Raw genomic sequence first — 17,300 nt, 5'->3', positions numbered from 1 at the left:
CCACTGTATGAATGACTGAACCGGTTTAGGCGTTCCTCCAAAAGAGAAATTTTCTGTCTTTTCTGACAGTCGGTTACTTTTTTGAAAGTTAGACACACGTCATGTTCTCGGAAAAAAAATGCGTAGCCTCACGCAGTTTTCCCTGCCAACCCGACATGGGGCGTAGTATATTCCCATGAATTCTGCATCGGTTTCCCCCCTGATTGAAATCGATAAAACCGCACATGGTCTCATTATATGAACATGCTGGACAAAATTCTGAGCCACCTTGAGCTCCTCAGCAAGTCAGAACGAAAAGTAGCTGAGGTTATTTTGGCGGCACCACACACCGCCATCCACTCCAGTATTGCCACACTGGCTGGCATGGCGGAGGTCAGTGAGCCCACCGTCAACCGATTCTGCCGCCGTTTGGAAACCAAAGGCTTTCCTGATTTCAAACTTCATCTGGCGCAAAGTATTGCCAATGGCACGCCGTATGTTAACCGTAACGTCGATGAAGATGACAGCGTCGATTCCTATACCAGCAAAATTTTTGAATCTACCATGGCAGGGCTGGAGCACGCCAAATCGAATCTGGATATCACCGCGGTTAATCGTGCCGTCGACCTGCTGACGCAGGCCAAGAAAATTTCGTTTTTCGGCTTTGGCGCTTCTGCCGCCGTGGCCCACGATGCAATGAATAAATTCTTCCGCTTTAATATTCCTGTCGTTTACTTTGATGACATTGTTATGCAACGCATGAGTTGCATGAACTCCAGCGATGGGGATGTCGTGGTGCTGATCTCCCATACCGGCAGGACCAAAAGCCTGGTGGAGATGGCCCAGTTAGCGCGGGAAAACGATGCAACGGTTATCGCCATCACCTCAGACGCCAGCCCTCTTGCCCATGAGGCGTCTTTGACGCTACGCGTCGATGTGCCGGAAGATACTGATGTTTATATGCCCATGGTGTCCCGCATCGCGCAGTTAACGCTGATTGACGTGCTGGCAACCGGGTTTACGCTGCGTCGCGGTGCCAAATTCAGGGATAACCTTAAGCGCGTCAAGGAAGCCTTACGGGAATCGCGTTTTGACAAAAGCGACCGTTTAGGGGGTTCTTACGGCAACGAGCACTAAGCATCTGTTTTATAATTTTGTGTTTATATAAACAGGTGTTTTTATTAACATATTGTTTTTGTTAGCACAATGCGTTTGTATTTAACGATTTACCCAACACGATAACCATAACAAGGGGAAGGGTTGGCTATCCTTAAGGAATAATGGCTGCTATACATGACCATTACCCGGTACAGCCACCCGAACTTAACCACGGAGGCGGGCTGCGTTTGCGCTTCATCTGATGCGAGAGCACGGTTCGGCACTACTCACTTCACTATTGCTTCACAAGTCAACGGAGTTATACATGTCCAGACGGCTCAGAAGAACCAAAATCGTCACTACGCTGGGGCCAGCTACCGACCGCGACAACAATCTGGAAAAGGTCATTGCCGCAGGCGCTAACGTAGTCCGCCTGAATTTTTCGCACGGTACACCTGAAGATCATCTGCTGCGTGCAGACAAAGTGCGGGAAATCGCAGCAAAATTGGGCCGCCATGTGGCAATTCTAGGCGACCTCCAGGGGCCAAAAATTCGCGTTTCAACCTTCAAGGAAGGCAAAGTCTTCCTGAATGTTGGCGACAAATTCCTGCTGGACGCCAACCTGAGCAAAGGTGAAGGCGATAAAGAAAAAGTGGGCATCGACTATAAAGGCTTGCCAGCCGATGTGGTGCCGGGTGACATCTTGTTGCTTGACGACGGTCGCGTACAGTTAAAAGTATTGCGCGTAGATGGCATGAAGGTATTTACCGAAGTGACCGTTGGCGGCCCGCTGTCCAACAACAAAGGCATTAACAAGCTCGGTGGCGGCCTGTCTGCCGAAGCCTTAACCGAGAAAGATAAAGCCGATATTATCACAGCGGCCAAAATTGGCGTCGATTATCTGGCGGTGTCTTTCCCTCGCTGCGGCGAAGACCTCAATTACGCTCGCCGATTGGCTCGCGATGCAGGCAGCCAAGCGAAGATCGTTTCCAAAGTGGAACGCGCAGAAGCGGTCGCGACAGATGAGGCTATGGATGACATCATTCTGGCCTCCGACGTGGTGATGGTGGCACGTGGCGATCTTGGAGTTGAAATTGGTGACCCAGAACTGGTCGGTATTCAGAAGAAACTGATCCGTCGTGCACGTCAGTTGAACCGTGCAGTGATCACTGCGACCCAGATGATGGAATCCATGATCACCAACCCAATGCCGACCCGTGCTGAAGTCATGGACGTCGCCAACGCCGTATTGGACGGCACCGATGCCGTAATGCTGTCAGCAGAAACCGCTGCCGGTCAGTACCCGGCAGAAACCGTTGCCGCAATGGCCAGTGTTTGTCTTGGTGCCGAAAAAATCCCGAGTATCAATGTCTCCAAACACCGTCTGGATGTGCAATTCGATAACATTGAAGAATCAATTGCCATGTCCACGATGTATGCCGCGAACCACCTGAAAGGCATTACCGCCATTATCGCCATGACCGAGTCTGGCCGCACCGCGCTCATGATGTCTCGCATCAGTTCCGGTTTGCCCATTTTCGCGATGTCTCGCCATGAGCACACCTTGAATCTGACAGCACTCTACCGTGGCGTTACGCCGGTACATTTTGACAGTTACACCGACGGTGTTGCCGCGGCTAACGATGCAGTTATTCGTTTACGTGACAAAGGCTTCTTGGTGTCTGGCGATCTGGTTATCGTCACCCAAGGCGACGTAATGAGTACGGTTGGCACCACCAACACCTGCCGCATCCTGCGCGTCGAATAATCTTTCGAACTGTGTATAAAAAAAGCCCCTGAGTCAGGGGCTTTTTTATTGCTTATCGGGTGCGACTTAAAATGTTTCCCAATTTCCTTCCGCCTTCGGGCCAGTTTTCTGCGCGGTTAATACTGGCACAGGGCTGCTGGCTACCGGTTTACGTACCGCCACCGCTTTTGGCACCGCGCCCACCGTCGCCAATTGGAAGATAGAAACGATCTGATTGAGATAACGCGCCTGCTCTTCCAGCGACGCAGAAGCGGAAGCAGATTGTTCAACCAACGCCGCGTTCTGCTGTGTCACGCTATCCATTTCCACCACGGCCTGACCAACCTGGCTGATCCCGCCGCGTTGTCAAGAGAGGTAACTTAGTCGCGAAACAGTTCATCCCGGCAATAGGGTTCTGTCTCCCCCGGTTTGCGGGTTTTCAGGATCTTCAAAATCCAGGTGTACTGCTCCGGGTTCGGGCTGACCAATTGTTCGACTTCTTCATTCATTCGGCGAGCAATTTGGGTGTCATTCGCCTCAAGCAAGTCATCCATCGCTGGGCGGATCACCACATCCAGTACCCCTTCTGCGGCGTTATACACCGGAAATAGCGGTACCACCGAGGCTTTACAAACCTTCATCAAACGACCAATGGCGGGCAAGGTTGCTTTGTAGGTGGCAAAAAAATCAACAAATTCGCTGTGTTCAGGACCGTGATCCTGATCGGGCAGATAATAGCCCCAGTAGCCATTACGAATTGAACTCACGAAGGGCTTGATGCCATCATTTCGGGCATGAACACGGCCATTGGTACAAAGGCGTGCGCTGTTCCACAGATAATCCACCAGCGGATTTTTTTGATTATGCATCATTGCCGCAATTTTTTGGCCTTTGGCGGAGATCAGCATGGCGGGAATATCAACGCCCCAGCCATGAGGCACCAAAAAGATGATATTGCGTTCTTGCTTCTGAAGCGCTTCGACAGTTTCCCAGCCGTGCCAGCGCAGTTTTTTCTGCACATGTGCCGGACCGCGAACCGCCACCTCGGCCATCATCACCATCGCTTGCGGTGCGGTAGCAAACATCCTGTCAATAATCGCTTCCCGCTTTGATTCCGACAGTTCAGGAAAACAATAGAGCAGATTGATTCTGGCTCGTCTCCTCGCACCTTTGGCAAACCGACCGACCAGTTTGCCCAACTGGCCTAACACCGGGTCGCGCCAGCGGGCGGGAACATAAGCCGTTGCCGCCATGGCCCCCGCAGCCAGCCAGACGCCCCAATAACGCGGTAGATAAAACTCGCGTTTGAACTCGGGGATAAACTCGGCGCTATTTTTTTTCTCTGTATTCATGCCTTAACTCTTCATATACAACATAGGGTAATGATAATTGTCCGCTCAGGTTTTGCAATCATCTTCCCGATAAACGCATGACCGGTATAAATAAAACAGCCGACAGCAAGCTGTCGGCTGAAGATGAATAGTGCCAAACATTAATCAAACTTGAGCTGCGGTGTCACTTCTCTGACCTGCGCCAGGTACTCGCGACGATCCTGACCCGCCAACCCTTCCGAACGCGGTAGCTTGGCTGTCAACGGGTTCACCGCTTGCTGATTGATCCAGAACTCATAGTGCAGATGAGGGCCGGTTGAGCGCCCGGTATTGCCGGAGAGCGCAATACGATCGCCACGTTTTACTTTCTGGCCAGGTTTTACCAACAGGCGATTCAAGTGCATATAGCGCGTGGTATATTGGCGCCCGTGACGGATTTCGACGAAGTTGCCGGTGTCCGGCCCGCGCGATGCGGCGACCACTTCACCATCCCCAACCGACAGCACCGGGGTGCCGACTGGCATGGAGAAATCCACACCGCGATGCGGCGTCACACGCCCGGTAACAGGATTGAGACGACGCGGATTAAAATTCGAAGAGACGCGGAATTGCTTCATCGTGGGAAAACGCATGAATCCACGGGTTAACCCTGAACCTTCCCGATCGTAGAACTTGCCGTCTGCCGCGCGAATAGCAAAGTAATCTTTATCACCGGTGTTAAGACGAACACCGATCAATTCGCTCTGCTCACTGCGACCGTCGAGAATCTCCCGTGACAACAATACCGAGAAGTTATCGTCTTTGCGCAGTTTGCGGAAATCGAGCTGCCATTGCAGCGCTTTGATCACCGCACTGACTTCACTGTCAGTCAGCCCAGCCGCTTTGGCACTCTGCACAAAACTGCCGCTCAGGCGACCGTTGATAACGCGGTTGTGCCACTCCCCTTTCTGCATCTCAATGCGTTCTTTAAAACCGTTATCGCCGCGCTCATAGATACGGGTTTCACGGCGTGACATCTGCCATGTCAGGCTTTGTAACTCACCGTCATCGTTCACCGCCCAAGAGAGCTGCTGCCCGACCTTAAGATTACGCAGGTCGTCGTGTTTATCAGCCAACAGCGACACGTCAACCATATCAATGCCATATTGGGTTAAAATACTGCTCAGCGTATCGCCCGTCGAAATCACATACTCATGCACGCTGCTGTCATCGCTGCCGGTGGTGCCCAGTTCATCCGCAGGGATCTCCACAGGCGGCGTCGGTTGCTCAATGTTTTCGCTTTCCATCGGCTCACTGGCGTCCGGCGCGAGCGTCTGCTGTTGTATAACGGTTTGAGTTGGCGTGGGTGCGGTGCTTATCGGGGCTTCTTTGACGGTAACAGGCGTATCATTAGCGGGGGGATAAACAACGGGCCGCCAAGCAGCGATGGCCAGAGTGATGACACTCAACGACCCCAGCATTATGCGATGGGGTCGCGGCAAGTTGTTATACGCTATAGCGATAGTTCGGACTATCTGCTGCACTTATCGGCATCCTCATGATCTCTTCTCCAGGCAGCGGCTATACTGATCGGACAGCTGTAATAGAAACTCGGCATAACTGTCCTTACTTAGCGCAATGTTGCTTCCCAATGGATCCAGTACGCCAGTGCGTACATCCGTTCCTTTGGCAACAGCGTTGATAACCGCTGGCCTGAATTGTGGCTCAGCAAAGACACATACAGCCTTTTGCTCAACCAGTTGTGTTCGTATCTGGTGTAAACGCTGTGCACCGGGTTGAATGGCTGGGTTGATCGTGAAAGCGCCTAGCGGGCTTAACCCGAAACGCTTTTCAAAATAACCATAGGCATCGTGAAACACGAAGTAGCCCTTCCCCTTTACAGGTGCCAGCATATTAACAACTTTTTCTTCTGTCTGCGCGAGTTGATCTGTAAAATTAAGCAGATTCGCGTCTAGTTTGTCTTTCTTTTGTGGCATTAGTTCCAATAATTTTGCATGAATTGCGATTGCAGTCTGTTTTGCCATCTCCGGGGACAGCCAGATATGCATATTGTACTCACCATGATGATGCTCTTCATGGGCGTCTGCGTCCTCATCTGCGCCATGATCGTGGTGAGCCTCGGCACTGCCATGCGCGTGTTGGTGATCGGCGTCATGGTGCTCGTGCTCTTCTTCGTCAGCATGCTCATCATCGTGATGCTCACTCTCTTTGATCAGCGCACTCTGAATGGCAGGCAAGCTTGCTAATGCGATCTGCGGTGAAGCAGCATGGGATGCCAACGGCTTGGTTAAAAACGCTTCCATTTCCGGCCCAACCCAAATAACCAGATCTGCCGACTGTAAACGCTGGACATCGCTTGGGCGCAGGGCATAATCGTGAGGCGAAGCACCATCCGGCAATAACACCTCCGTGGGCGTTATCCCATCGGCGATCGCTGCCGCGATAAACCCGAGAGGGCGAACGGACGTGACGACCGCTGCCTGAGCACTTTCGGCAGCAGCACCCGCAAAGAGTAGTGCACCCGCGACAAACAGAGCTTTCAATTTTTGTTCATTTGGCGATTTTTTCGGTGTGAAGCTGGCTGACATACGTGTTTTCTCATTCATTTACCGTTAATTTTGTTATATTATAACGTCACAAAGACTCTGCAAACTGAATTTTATGTCTACACTCGTATCGCTCGATCGCATATCCGTCGCCTTTGGTGAACGTAACGTGCTCAGCGACATTTCGCTGAACCTGCAATCGGGCCGCATTCTCACACTGCTCGGGCCCAATGGCGCAGGAAAATCCACGCTGGTACGCGTGGTACTCGGGCTGCTGTCGCCCACGGCAGGCACCCTGCACAAACAACCGAATTTACGTATTGGCTACGTACCGCAAAAACTGCATCTGGATGCGACCCTGCCCTTGACCGTGGGTCGCTTTATGCGGTTACGTCCCGGCGTTAAGCAACAGGATATCTTGCCCGCGCTCAAACGGGTTCAAGCCGCCCATTTGTTGGATCAACCGATGCAAAAGCTTTCGGGGGGTGAGACACAGCGGGTGCTACTGGCACGCGCACTGCTCAATCAGCCTCAATTGCTGGTGCTGGACGAACCGACGCAAGGGGTGGATGTCAATGGGCAGTTGGCGCTGTACGACCTTATCAACCAGTTGCGGCAAGAGTTTGACTGCGGCGTATTGATGGTGTCGCACGACTTGCATCTGGTGATGGCCAAGACAGACGAAGTGCTGTGCCTGAATCAGCATGTGTGCTGTTCGGGTGCACCAGAAGTCGTCTCTCTGCATCCTCAATTTCTCGCCATGTTCGGCCCGCGCGGCGCTGAACAATTGGCGGTGTATCGCCACCACCATAATCATCGTCACGATTTAAACGGACGCATTATTTTAAAACGACAGGGCGGCAACGACGCATGATTGACATTTTGCTTCCCGGTTGGCTGGCTGGCATTTTTCTCGCGTGCGCGGCGGGTCCGCTCGGTTCGTTCGTGGTCTGGCGACGGATGTCTTATTTTGGCGATACGCTGGCCCACGCCTCTCTGCTGGGTGTTGCCATCGGTTTTCTGCTGGATATCAACGTCTATTACGCCGTTATTCTGGTAACCCTGGTGCTGGCCCTGGGACTGGTGTGGCTTGAACGTCGTCCCTATCTTGCCATCGACACGCTGCTTGGCATCATGGCGCACAGCGCGCTGTCGTTAGGGCTGGTGGTGGTTAGCCTGATGAACACCATTCGTGTTGATTTGATGGCCTATCTGTTTGGTGATTTGCTGTCGGTAACAACGCAGGATTTGTGGTTGATTGGACCGGGCGTACTGGTGGTGATAGCCATCATGTGCTGGCAGTGGCGTTCGCTGCTTTCCATGACCATCAGCCAGGAGTTGGCACACGTAGACGGTGTCAATGTGCAGCGCACACGGTTGATCCTGATGCTGGTAACCGCGTTGACCATCGGGCTGGCAATGAAATTTGTCGGTGCGCTGATCATCACCTCATTGCTTATCATCCCAGCCGCTACTGCGCGCCGTTTTGCGCGCACGCCGGAGCAGATGGCGGGATTAGCAGTGGTACTGGGAATGTTCGCTGTGACCGGCGGACTGATCTTCTCGGCCTTGTACAACACCCCTGCGGGCCCTTCCGTGGTGCTCAGCGCCTCGTTTCTGTTTATGCTGAGTCTGATTCGCAAACAACCCGCCTGAAGGCGGGTCAGGTTCTATCGATACCGAAATGGCGATACGCGTGCGCGGTAGCAATACGCCCGCGCGGCGTGCGCTGAATAAAGCCCTGCTGAATCAGGTAAGGCTCCAGCACATCTTCAATGGTTTCCCGCTCTTCACCGATGGCCGCCGCCAGATTATCCAGCCCCACCGGTCCGCCGGTAAATTTATCGATGATCGCCAGCAGCAGTTTGCGATCCATATAATCGAACCCTTCCGTGTCTACCGCCAGCATATCCAACGCCAGCCTCGCGATTTCAGCATTGATGGCTCCCGTCGATTTTACCTCCGAGTAATCACGCACTCGGCGCAGCAAGCGGTTGGCAATACGCGGCGTGCCACGGGAACGTCGAGCCACTTCTAACGCTCCTTCATCGGTAAGATCCAGCCCAAGGCAAGCCGCACTGCGACCGACAATATGCTGTAAATCTTCGACCTTGTAGAATTCGAGCCGTTGCACAATGCCAAAACGATCGCGCAGTGGCGATGTCAGAGAGCCAGCACGAGTCGTCGCACCAATCAGGGTAAACGGGGGAAGATCGAGTTTAATCGAACGCGCGGCGGGCCCCTCACCGATCATGATATCCAGTTGATAATCTTCCATCGCGGGATAGAGCACTTCTTCCACCACGGGCGACAAACGGTGGATTTCATCGATAAACAACACATCATGCGGTTCAAGGTTGGTCAACAGTGCGGCCAGGTCACCCGCCTTCTCCAACACCGGGCCTGATGTGGTACGCAAATTCACGTTCATCTCATTGGCAACGATATTGGCGAGCGTGGTTTTCCCTAAACCGGGCGGGCCAAAAATCAGCAGGTGATCCAGTGCATCACCCCGTTTACGTGCCGCCTCAATAAAGATTTCCATCTGCTCGCGCACCACGGGTTGCCCGACGTATTCCGCCAGCATGCGTGGCCGGATCGCGCGGTCGATTATCTCTTCTTCAGGTATTTCTTGCGCGGAGATCAGGCGGTCGGCTTCAATCATGGTAATCCCCTTACAGTGCTGCGCGCAGCGCTTCGCGGATCAGCGTCTCACAATCCGCTCCGGGTCGGGCGATTTTGGATACCATCCGGCTGGCTTCCTGCGGTTTATACCCCAAAGCCACCAGCGCTGAGGCTGCTTCACTTTCCGGATCGTCTTCGGGCACAGCGGCGGGTGCTGAACTGCTGAGAGGCACATCAATGGCAGCGGGATTGAACAGGTCTCCACTCATGCCTTTGAAGCGATCCTTCATTTCTACCACCAACCGCTCTGCCGTTTTCTTACCCACGCCCGGCAGTTTGATCAACGTGGCGATCTCTTCTCGCTCAACGGCGCTCACGAACTGCTGCGCCGACATCCCAGAGAGAATAGCCAGCGCCAGTTTCGGCCCAACGCCGTTGGTTTTAATCAACTCACGAAATAACGCGCGTTCTTGTTTGTTGTTAAAACCAAACAATAACTGTGCATCTTCCCGCACCACAAACTGGGTGAAAATGACCGCTTCCTGCTTCAAATCGGGCAGTTCATAAAAGCAAGTCATCGGCATATGGACTTCATAGCCAACCCCGTTGACTTCGATCAGCACCTGCGGCGGTTGTTTTTCCAGAATGATGCCTCTGAGACGACCAATCACGTTGACCTTCCTTTTCGTTTCGTTAAAACCTTTTCGCTAGCTTATAACATAAAAAAGGCTGGATGAATATCCAGCCTGATGTTCAACGCAGTCGCCCGCGCGCTAAATTCAATCTGTCAGGGCCGATGCGTGTCAGATTCTGACTCAAATGACAGTGCGTAATGGCAATAGCAAGCGCATCGGCGGCATCCGCCTGCGGATTCGCCGACAGTTTCAGCAAGGTACGCACCATGTGCTGCACCTGACTTTTTTCTGCCGCACCGGTGCCAACTACCGTTTGTTTTACTTGTCGGGCAGCGTATTCAAAAATGGGTAACCCTTGATTAACACCCGCCACAATTGCCACGCCGCGCGCCTGCCCCAACTTCAGGGCTGAGTCCGCATTTTTGGCCATAAAAACTTGTTCTATCGCCAGACTATCAGGCTGAAACTGGGTGATGATCTCGCTCACCCCGGCATAAATCAGCTTCAATCGCGTAGGAAGATCGTCCACCCCGGTGCGAATACAACCACTGCCGACATAGCTGAGCTGGCGCCCTTGCTGGCGAATAATGCCATAACCGGTTACGCGTGAACCGGGGTCGATGCCTAGAATTAGCGTCATAGCGCATCGCCCCCTGTAGACACGTTAACCGCAAGCTGCGCAAACACCATTATAGTGTTGCCGCTACCTCGTCGGAAATTTCACCGTTATGATACACTTCCTGTACATCATCACAGTCTTCCAGCATGTCGATCAGACGCATCAGTTTTGGTGCGGTATCGACATCCATATCGGCATTGGTCGACGGGATCATGGACACTTCTGCAGATTCGGCTTTCAGACCGGCAGCATCCAGCGCATCTTTCACCTGACCGAAGGTTTCCCACGGCGTAAAGACATCAATCGCACCGTCGTCATAGGTCACGACGTCATCCGCGCCAGCTTCCAGCGCCGCGTCCATCACCTGATCCTCATCCAACCCCGGCGCATAAGAGATAACGCCTTTTTTGGTGAACAGATAGGAAACAGAACCATCAGTGCCCAGGTTACCACCGCATTTGGTGAAAGCATGGCGCACTTCGGATACGGTACGGTTGCGGTTGTCACTCAGACATTCCACCATCACTGCCGTGCCGCCAGGACCATAACCTTCATAAATGATGGTTTCCATATTGTTATCTTCATCGCCACCGACACCACGCGCAATAGCACGGTTCAGGGTATCGCGCGTCATGTTGTTGGAGAGCGCTTTATCGATGGCCGCACGCAGACGCGGGTTAGAGCCCGGATCGCCGCCGCCCAAACGCGCCGCCGTTACCAGTTCGCGGATAATTTTGGTAAAGATTTTGCCGCGTTTTGCATCCTGCGCCGCTTTACGATGTTTTGTGTTGGCCCACTTACTATGACCTGCCATAAAAATCTCCGAAAAAAGCCTCTTCAGGCCGGATAAATAACAAATTCTTCAATCGCCTGCCGGTTGCTCCACGATTTGGTCAATTGCGCCGCCTCAGGCGCCGCTAACCAACGGTAGGCAAGATGCTCGGTGAGAATCACCTCGCGTTCACTCGGCAACGCCAGACAGAACCAGTGTTCCATATTGTGCGTGATGCCAGGGGCATAGCGACGTCTCAAATGAGCAAAAAGCTCAAACTCGACACAGCGCTGACAGTCAAACAGTGATAATCCCTCAGCGGCGATATCGATGTTAACTTCTTCTTTCACTTCGCGCTGCGCGGTAAGCGCCGCGGTTTCGCCCTCTTCAAGGCTGCCGGTAACCGACTGCCAAAAATCGGGATCGTCGCGACGCTGAAGCATCAGCACCCGCCCGGTATCCTGAGCATAAATAACGATCAGGGCCGAAACGGGACGCTTATAAGCCATCAGTTGTTACTCCGCATCCTGCCCCGATTTTGCTTTCGCCACCACGGCAATAGACAGTTCTGCCAACGATGCAGGATTGGCGTAACTCGGTGCTTCCGTCATCAGACAGGCTGCTGCGGTAGTTTTCGGGAAGGCGATCACGTCACGAATGTTTTCAGTACCGGTCAGCAACATCACCAGACGGTCCAGACCGAACGCCAGGCCCGCATGCGGCGGTGTACCGTATTTCAGTGCATCCAGCAGGAAGCCAAATTTTTCGCGCTGTTCCTGCTCGTTGATACCCAGAATACGGAACACGGTCTGTTGCATCGCGCTGCTGTGAATACGCACAGAGCCACCACCCACTTCATAGCCGTTCAGCACCATATCGTAGGCGTTAGCGATGGCGGAAACCGGGTTACTTTCCAAGGCTTCAGGCGTCATATCACGCGGTGAAGTAAACGGATGGTGCATTGCCGCCAACCCGCCTTCGCCATCGTCTTCAAACATCGGGAAGTCGATGACCCACAACGGTTTCCAGCTTGCCAGATTGGTCAGGCCGAGATCGCGACCCAGTTTAAGACGCAACGCACCCAACGCATCCGTCACTACTTTCGCGCTGTCTGAACCGAAGAACAGAATGTCGCCGTCTTCAGCCGCCGAGCGCTCCAGCAGGTCTGCCAGCAGCGTTTCATTCAGGAATTTAGCCACCGGGCTGGAAATACCTTCGAGCCCTTTCGCTTTCTCGTTAACTTTAATATAGGCAAGACCCTTGGCACCGTAGATCTCGATAAATTTGCCGTATTCATCAATCTGTTTGCGGCTCAATTGCGCACCGCCCGGTACGCGAATCACCGCCACACGGCCTTTGGCATCGTTAGCCGGACCGGAGAACACTTTGAAATCGATCGTTTTGAGCAGATCGGCGACGTCCACCAGTTCCAACGGGTTACGCAGGTCAGGCTTATCGGAGCCAAAACGGCGCATGGCTTCAGCAAACGTCATGATCGGGAAATCACCCAGATCGACGCTCAAAATCTCTTGCCACAGTTCGCGCACCAATTTCTCCATCACTTCACGCACCTGCGGTGCTGTCATGAAAGAAGTCTCGACGTCAATCTGGGTAAATTCCGGCTGGCGATCCGCACGCAGGTCTTCATCACGGAAGCATTTAACAATCTGGTAGTAACGGTCAAAGCCGGACATCATCAGCAACTGCTTGAACAACTGCGGTGATTGCGGCAACGCATAGAATTTGCCTTTGTGTACCCGGCTCGGCACCAGATAATCGCGCGCCCCTTCCGGGGTCGCTTTGGTCAGCATCGGCGTTTCAATATCCAGAAAATCGTGGCCGTCCATAAAGCGACGCACAAAGCTGGTAATACGCGCACGGGTTTTTAACCGCGTCGCCATTTCAGGGCGGCGCAAATCGAGATAGCGGTATTTCAAACGCGCTTCTTCGGTGTTGGTTTGGTTAGCATCCAGCGGCAGCGGCTCAGAGCGGTTGATAATCGTCAGCGCGGTCGCAAACACTTCCACTTCGCCCGTAGACATATCTTTATTCACCTGACTTTCAGGGCGCGCACGCACCACACCGGTCAGTTGAATGCAGAATTCGTTACGCAGTTCTGACGCCAACGTGAAAGCATCCTGCCGATCGGGGTCGAAAAACACCTGGACCACGCCGTCGCGGTCACGCATATCGATAAAAATCAAACCACCCAGATCGCGGCGACGGTTAACCCAACCGCACAATGTCACTTCCTGGCCCACATGGGACGCGTTCAGTTGTCCACAATATTCAGTACGCATTACGATGTCCTTTTGAGCAATCACGCTAGAAATCATCTCAACGAGATAGAATCACACCTACAACAACCACGCCTGAGAGCACCGGCCAGACCGCATCGTCACAGTGAGCGCAAACTCAGGCTCCATAAAACCCACCGGTTCTATAAAACACACGGGCTCCACACACAGCGGCATTTCCCCACGCATCAGGTCACAACGGTGTTTTTTTGCGCGGAATGGTTGTTCTGGATTGCTGTTCAGTAAAAAAAGGTGGCTATTATAAAGGATATTCCCCAGAACGATAAGAGTGAAGCGGTTTCCAGGCAGTGATATGTCGCAAGAATTGTGAGAATTCCCTCTTGGTTAAAAAAATGTTTTACTGTCCCTCACTCTGTTAATGGGTTGCAACGGAATGTTTATCGGCTTACCACAATGGCAACATCCCGCCTGGCACAAATTCGGACTGCGCACGCTGGCTGACTACGCGCGGTATTTCAACTGCGTAGAAGGTAACACCACGTTTTATGCGCTGCCCAGTGCCGACAGCGTATTGCGTTGGCGGGACATGACCTCTGACAGTTTCGGTTTCTGTTTCAAATTTCCCGCCACCATCAGTCATCAGGCGGGGTTGCGCCAGTGTGAAGAGGAAACACGTCAGTTTTTTCATTGCCTGCAACCGCTCGCCTCGCGCGTTGGGCAATTCTGGCTACAGCTTCCTGCGGCTTTTTCGCCCGAGCACCTCCCCGATTTATGGCGTTTTCTCGATGCGCTACCGCAGGAATTCAGCTACGGCGTTGAAGTACGCCACCTTGCATTTTTTGCCAAAGGTGAGGATGAGCGGCAACTGAACCAAGGACTTGCTCAACGCGCTATCGACAGGATCATACTCGACAGCCGCCCGGTACACCACGCACCGCCAGATACGCCCGCCCTGCGGGAAGCCCAACGGAAAAAACCGCGTTTGCCGGTTCATGCGCTGCTGACTGCTCAGCAACCCGCCATCCGCTTCATCGGCAATGAAGACATTGCAGACAATTTGCGCTGGTTTGCCCCCTGGGTTGATAAACTGAAGATCTGGCAGGAACACGCTCCGTATCTGTTTATCCATACGCCTGACATAGGCAACGCATTACCGCTGGCACAGGCAATATGGCCGCTGTTAGAACCTGTGATAGCTGCCTGTCCGCCGCGCCCTGACTGGCCGCAACAGGACGCTCTATTTTAAACAAAGATAAAACAGCAATATATTAAAAGGCTTTTTTTAGCATTTTTTATTATAACTTCAGGCTTTGAACTGCTTTTTTTTTAAAAGCAGACATTAAAGGCGACAGTCTGACAGCAGACAGCTATCATTCTGCCAGCCGAAGTCGGTTAATATTTTCTGTCAGGCAATGTTTGCCTGACAATGGAGTGGAACATGGTAAGCGCGCTCTATGTGGTGCTTGGCGCATTGTTGCTGGTAAAACTGTCTCTCGATGTGGTTAAACTGCGTATGCAATACCGCGTCGCCTATGGAGACGGTGGTTTTTATGAATTACAGACCGCCATTCGAGTACACGGTAATGCCGTAGAATACCTCCCCATCGGCGCTATCCTTCTGGTACTGATGGAAATGAACGGCGCCTTGATCATCATGATTCACTTGTGCGGTATGCTGCTGATCGTTGGCCGGCTCTTTCATTACGTGGGCCTGCGTCAACGTGAATTCCGCTGGCGTCGTACCGGAATGGCTGCGACTTACGCCTCACTGGTATTGATGTCGCTGTTCAATCTTTACTACCTTCCCTGGGAACTGGTGCTCACGCTGTATTAACAGCGCATGCGGCTTTGGTGCGCCCTACGTACTGTGGCGCGCCGCAAGGAAACAGACTTTCTTATTGGTATTTGCTAGACTGTGCCACCTTTTTTATTAACCGCACTGTTACGTCGTGTCCATCATGCCAAATCGCGATACGCTTTTTTCTGTTCCCATAGCCCACCTCGGTGACTGGACCTTTGACGAACGCGTCGCTGAAGTCTTTCCCGATATGGTTCAGCGCTCCGTCCCCGGTTATTCGAATATTATTTCCATGATCGGTATGTTGGCTGAGCGTTTCGCCAAACCCGATACCCAGATTTACGATCTGGGCTGCTCGCTGGGTGCTGCTACGTTGTCGATGCGGCGTAATATTCAGGCCACGGGCTGCAACATTATCGCCGTTGACAACTCCCCCGCGATGATTGAACGCTGTCGCCGCCACATTGATGCTTTTCGCGCTGCCACCCCCGTCAACGTGATCGAGGCAGATATCCGCGATATCGTCATCGAGAATGCTTCCCTGGTGGTGCTCAACTTCACCTTGCAATTCCTGGCACCAGAAGAACGGCAAACGCTGTTAACCCGTATTTATCAAGGCTTGAACCCCGGTGGTGCGCTGGTGTTGTCGGAGAAATTCAGCTTTGAAGACGGCAAAGTGGGTGAGCTGTTATTTAACATGCACCACGATTTCAAACGGGCAAACGGCTACAGCGAATTAGAGATCAGCCAAAAGCGTAATATGCTGGAAAACGTCATGCTGACCGATTCGGTGGAAACCCATAAATCTCGTCTGGCACACGCCGGATTTCAACACAGCGAAGTGTGGTTCCAGTGCTTTAATTTTGGTTCGTTACTGGCGCTAAAAGCTGAGGATAAGGCGTGATCGATTTCGGCAATTTTTATCAACTTATCGCGAAAGGCCCATTAAGCCATTGGTTAAATACGCTGCCAGCCCAACTGAGTGCATGGCAGAGGGAATCACTACATGGCAAATTTAAGCAGTGGTTCAATGCTGTTGAAGCCCTGCCTGAACTCACGCCTTCGCAGTTAGATGTGCAACACAGCGTCACCGCCGCGTTACAGCCCGGTCTCAGCGAGGGTCAGCGCGAAGGGCTGGAAGTCCGCCTGCGTCAACTGATGCCGTGGCGTAAAGGCCCCTATTCGCTTTACGGTGTCAATATCGACACCGAATGGCGTTCCGACTGGAAATGGGAGCGGCTAACGCCCCATATCAGCCCCTTGCAGGGCCGTCTGGTATTGGATGTCGGCTGCGGCAGCGGTTATCACCTGTGGCGCATGATTGGTGCCGGGGCGCATCTGGCCGTGGGCATCGACCCGATGCAGCTTTTCGTCTGCCAATTCGAAGCCGTACGCAAACTGCTGGGTAACGATCAACGTGCGCATGTGTTACCGCTGGGTATCGAACAACTGCCTGAACTCGCTGCCTTTGATACCGTGTTCTCCATGGGTGTGCTTTACCATCGCCGCTCACCGCTCGATCATCTGTGGCAATTGAAAAATCAGTTGGTTTCCGGCGGAGAACTGGTATTGGAGACGCTGGTTATCGAGGGCGATGAGAATGCCGTGCTGGTGCCGGGCGAACGTTACGCGCAGATGCGCAATGTTTACTTTATTCCCTCAGCCTCGGCGCTGGTACGCTGGTTGGAAAAATGCGGTTTTGTCGACATGCGTATCGTCGATCATTGCGTCACGACCCTCGAGGAACAGCGCAGGACCTCATGGATGACCACGGAATCACTGGCCGATTTTCTCGATCCTAACGATCACAGCAAAACCTGCGAAGGTTACCCCGCGCCACTGCGTGCGGTGATTGTGGCTCGTAATCCTTAGTACCTCGCCCCGGCGCCATG

The 17,300-nt window shown here is 52.9% G+C and carries 18 protein-coding genes; 8 read left to right on the top strand and 10 right to left on the bottom strand.

Annotated elements, in window-relative coordinates; genetic code table 11:
• The first annotated feature begins 237 nt into the window (after positions 1 to 237).
• Entirely contained in the window at positions 238 to 1,116 is an 879-nt protein-coding gene (locus J5224_RS08505) for a MurR/RpiR family transcriptional regulator (RefSeq protein ID WP_264624952.1), read from the top strand.
• A gap of 286 nt (positions 1,117 to 1,402) precedes the next feature.
• Positions 1,403 to 2,845 carry a pyruvate kinase gene (pyk, locus tag J5224_RS08500; protein ID WP_264624951.1) on the top strand — a complete coding sequence of 481 codons (1,443 nt, stop codon included), beginning with the start codon at positions 1,403 to 1,405 and terminating at the stop codon, positions 2,843 to 2,845.
• A 66-nt stretch (positions 2,846 to 2,911) separates the two neighbouring features.
• On the opposite strand, the gene J5224_RS08495 is transcribed toward pyk, so the two are convergent.
• The 4 genes from J5224_RS08495 to znuA all read right to left on the bottom strand — a co-directional run bounded on the left by J5224_RS08495 (position 2,912) and on the right by znuA (position 6,743).
• Positions 2,912 to 3,139 carry a hypothetical protein gene (locus J5224_RS08495; protein ID WP_413544655.1) on the bottom strand — a complete coding sequence of 76 codons (228 nt, stop codon included), beginning with the start codon at positions 3,137 to 3,139 and terminating at the stop codon, positions 2,912 to 2,914.
• Between the two features lie 65 nt (positions 3,140 to 3,204).
• Entirely contained in the window at positions 3,205 to 4,176 is a 972-nt protein-coding gene (lpxM, locus tag J5224_RS08490; RefSeq protein WP_264624950.1) for a lauroyl-Kdo(2)-lipid IV(A) myristoyltransferase, read from the bottom strand.
• Between the two features lie 140 nt (positions 4,177 to 4,316).
• Complete coding sequence (gene mepM / locus J5224_RS08485) at positions 4,317 to 5,678, bottom strand: murein DD-endopeptidase MepM (protein WP_264624949.1); 1,362 nt, start codon at positions 5,676 to 5,678, stop codon at positions 4,317 to 4,319.
• Between the two features lie 12 nt (positions 5,679 to 5,690).
• Positions 5,691 to 6,743, bottom strand: a complete 1,053-nt coding sequence (znuA, locus tag J5224_RS08480) for a zinc ABC transporter substrate-binding protein ZnuA (protein WP_264624948.1) — start codon at positions 6,741 to 6,743, stop codon at positions 5,691 to 5,693.
• Positions 6,744 to 6,816: 73 nt separating this feature from the next.
• Between znuA and znuC the strand changes: the two genes are divergently transcribed.
• Both znuC and znuB read left to right on the top strand, forming a co-directional pair.
• The gene (znuC, locus tag J5224_RS08475; protein ID WP_264624947.1) at positions 6,817 to 7,575 is read left to right on the top strand and encodes a zinc ABC transporter ATP-binding protein ZnuC; all 759 of its coding nucleotides are present in this window, start codon (positions 6,817 to 6,819) and stop codon (positions 7,573 to 7,575) included.
• Positions 7,572 to 8,357 (top strand): zinc ABC transporter permease subunit ZnuB, encoded by a 786-nt coding sequence (gene znuB, locus J5224_RS08470; RefSeq protein ID WP_264624946.1) that lies wholly within the window; start codon positions 7,572 to 7,574, stop codon positions 8,355 to 8,357. Before znuC ends, znuB begins: the two co-directional genes overlap by 4 nt.
• A 7-nt stretch (positions 8,358 to 8,364) precedes the next feature.
• Here znuB and ruvB read toward each other — a convergent pair whose 3' ends face one another.
• From ruvB to aspS, 6 genes are all read right to left on the bottom strand, one after another.
• Positions 8,365 to 9,366: a Holliday junction branch migration DNA helicase RuvB gene (gene ruvB, locus J5224_RS08465; RefSeq protein ID WP_264624945.1), complete on the bottom strand. Its 1,002-nt coding sequence runs from the start codon at positions 9,364 to 9,366 to the stop codon at positions 8,365 to 8,367.
• Between the two features lie 10 nt (positions 9,367 to 9,376).
• Positions 9,377 to 9,997 (bottom strand): Holliday junction branch migration protein RuvA, encoded by a 621-nt coding sequence (ruvA, locus tag J5224_RS08460; RefSeq protein WP_264624944.1) that lies wholly within the window; start codon positions 9,995 to 9,997, stop codon positions 9,377 to 9,379.
• An 82-nt stretch (positions 9,998 to 10,079) separates the two neighbouring features.
• Positions 10,080 to 10,601 (bottom strand): crossover junction endodeoxyribonuclease RuvC, encoded by a 522-nt coding sequence (ruvC, locus tag J5224_RS08455; protein ID WP_264624943.1) that lies wholly within the window; start codon positions 10,599 to 10,601, stop codon positions 10,080 to 10,082.
• 49 nt (positions 10,602 to 10,650) lie between these two features.
• Positions 10,651 to 11,394, bottom strand: a complete 744-nt coding sequence (locus J5224_RS08450; RefSeq protein ID WP_264624942.1) for a YebC/PmpR family DNA-binding transcriptional regulator — start codon at positions 11,392 to 11,394, stop codon at positions 10,651 to 10,653.
• Positions 11,395 to 11,417: 23 nt separating this feature from the next.
• Positions 11,418 to 11,861, bottom strand: coding sequence for a dihydroneopterin triphosphate diphosphatase (nudB, locus tag J5224_RS08445; protein ID WP_264624941.1), 444 nt, complete (start codon positions 11,859 to 11,861; stop codon positions 11,418 to 11,420).
• A gap of 6 nt (positions 11,862 to 11,867) precedes the next feature.
• The gene (gene aspS, locus J5224_RS08440; protein ID WP_264624940.1) at positions 11,868 to 13,652 is read right to left on the bottom strand and encodes an aspartate--tRNA ligase; all 1,785 of its coding nucleotides are present in this window, start codon (positions 13,650 to 13,652) and stop codon (positions 11,868 to 11,870) included.
• Between the two features lie 391 nt (positions 13,653 to 14,043).
• Between aspS and J5224_RS08435 the strand changes: the two genes are divergently transcribed.
• The 4 genes from J5224_RS08435 to cmoB all read left to right on the top strand — a co-directional run bounded on the left by J5224_RS08435 (position 14,044) and on the right by cmoB (position 17,280).
• Positions 14,044 to 14,856, top strand: a complete 813-nt coding sequence (locus tag J5224_RS08435) for a DUF72 domain-containing protein (protein ID WP_264624939.1) — start codon at positions 14,044 to 14,046, stop codon at positions 14,854 to 14,856.
• A gap of 192 nt (positions 14,857 to 15,048) precedes the next feature.
• Positions 15,049 to 15,444 carry an MAPEG family protein gene (locus J5224_RS08430; protein WP_264624938.1) on the top strand — a complete coding sequence of 132 codons (396 nt, stop codon included), beginning with the start codon at positions 15,049 to 15,051 and terminating at the stop codon, positions 15,442 to 15,444.
• A gap of 124 nt (positions 15,445 to 15,568) precedes the next feature.
• A complete protein-coding gene (gene cmoA, locus J5224_RS08425) occupies positions 15,569 to 16,312 on the top strand; it encodes a carboxy-S-adenosyl-L-methionine synthase CmoA (RefSeq protein WP_264624937.1) in 744 nt (247 codons plus the stop codon).
• Complete coding sequence (cmoB, locus tag J5224_RS08420) at positions 16,309 to 17,280, top strand: tRNA 5-methoxyuridine(34)/uridine 5-oxyacetic acid(34) synthase CmoB (protein WP_264624936.1); 972 nt, start codon at positions 16,309 to 16,311, stop codon at positions 17,278 to 17,280. Before cmoA ends, cmoB begins: the two co-directional genes overlap by 4 nt.
• The last annotated feature ends 20 nt before the right edge of the window (positions 17,281 to 17,300 follow it).

This window comes from Candidatus Symbiopectobacterium sp. NZEC135 (genome assembly GCF_025962695.1).
This window is presented reverse-complemented; position numbering and strand designations above follow the sequence as displayed.

Bases quoted from the DNA above. Each gene is read 5' to 3' on its own strand.
- J5224_RS08505 (WP_264624952.1), top strand. From the start codon at position 238: ATGAACATGCTGGACAAAATTCTGAGCCACCTTGAGCTCCTCAGCAAG.
- pyk (WP_264624951.1), top strand. From the start codon at position 1,403: ATGTCCAGACGGCTCAGAAGAACCAAAATCGTCACTACGCTGGGGCCA.
- lpxM (WP_264624950.1), bottom strand. From the start codon at position 4,176: ATGAATACAGAGAAAAAAAATAGCGCCGAGTTTATCCCCGAGTTCAAA.
- znuA (WP_264624948.1), bottom strand. From the start codon at position 6,743: ATGTCAGCCAGCTTCACACCGAAAAAATCGCCAAATGAACAAAAATTG.
- znuC (WP_264624947.1), top strand. From the start codon at position 6,817: ATGTCTACACTCGTATCGCTCGATCGCATATCCGTCGCCTTTGGTGAA.
- znuB (WP_264624946.1), top strand. From the start codon at position 7,572: ATGATTGACATTTTGCTTCCCGGTTGGCTGGCTGGCATTTTTCTCGCG.
- ruvB (WP_264624945.1), bottom strand. From the start codon at position 9,366: ATGATTGAAGCCGACCGCCTGATCTCCGCGCAAGAAATACCTGAAGAA.
- ruvC (WP_264624943.1), bottom strand. From the start codon at position 10,601: ATGACGCTAATTCTAGGCATCGACCCCGGTTCACGCGTAACCGGTTAT.
- J5224_RS08450 (WP_264624942.1), bottom strand. From the start codon at position 11,394: ATGGCAGGTCATAGTAAGTGGGCCAACACAAAACATCGTAAAGCGGCG.
- nudB (WP_264624941.1), bottom strand. From the start codon at position 11,861: ATGGCTTATAAGCGTCCCGTTTCGGCCCTGATCGTTATTTATGCTCAG.
- aspS (WP_264624940.1), bottom strand. From the start codon at position 13,652: ATGCGTACTGAATATTGTGGACAACTGAACGCGTCCCATGTGGGCCAG.
- J5224_RS08435 (WP_264624939.1), top strand. From the start codon at position 14,044: ATGTTTATCGGCTTACCACAATGGCAACATCCCGCCTGGCACAAATTC.
- J5224_RS08430 (WP_264624938.1), top strand. From the start codon at position 15,049: ATGGTAAGCGCGCTCTATGTGGTGCTTGGCGCATTGTTGCTGGTAAAA.
- cmoA (WP_264624937.1), top strand. From the start codon at position 15,569: ATGCCAAATCGCGATACGCTTTTTTCTGTTCCCATAGCCCACCTCGGT.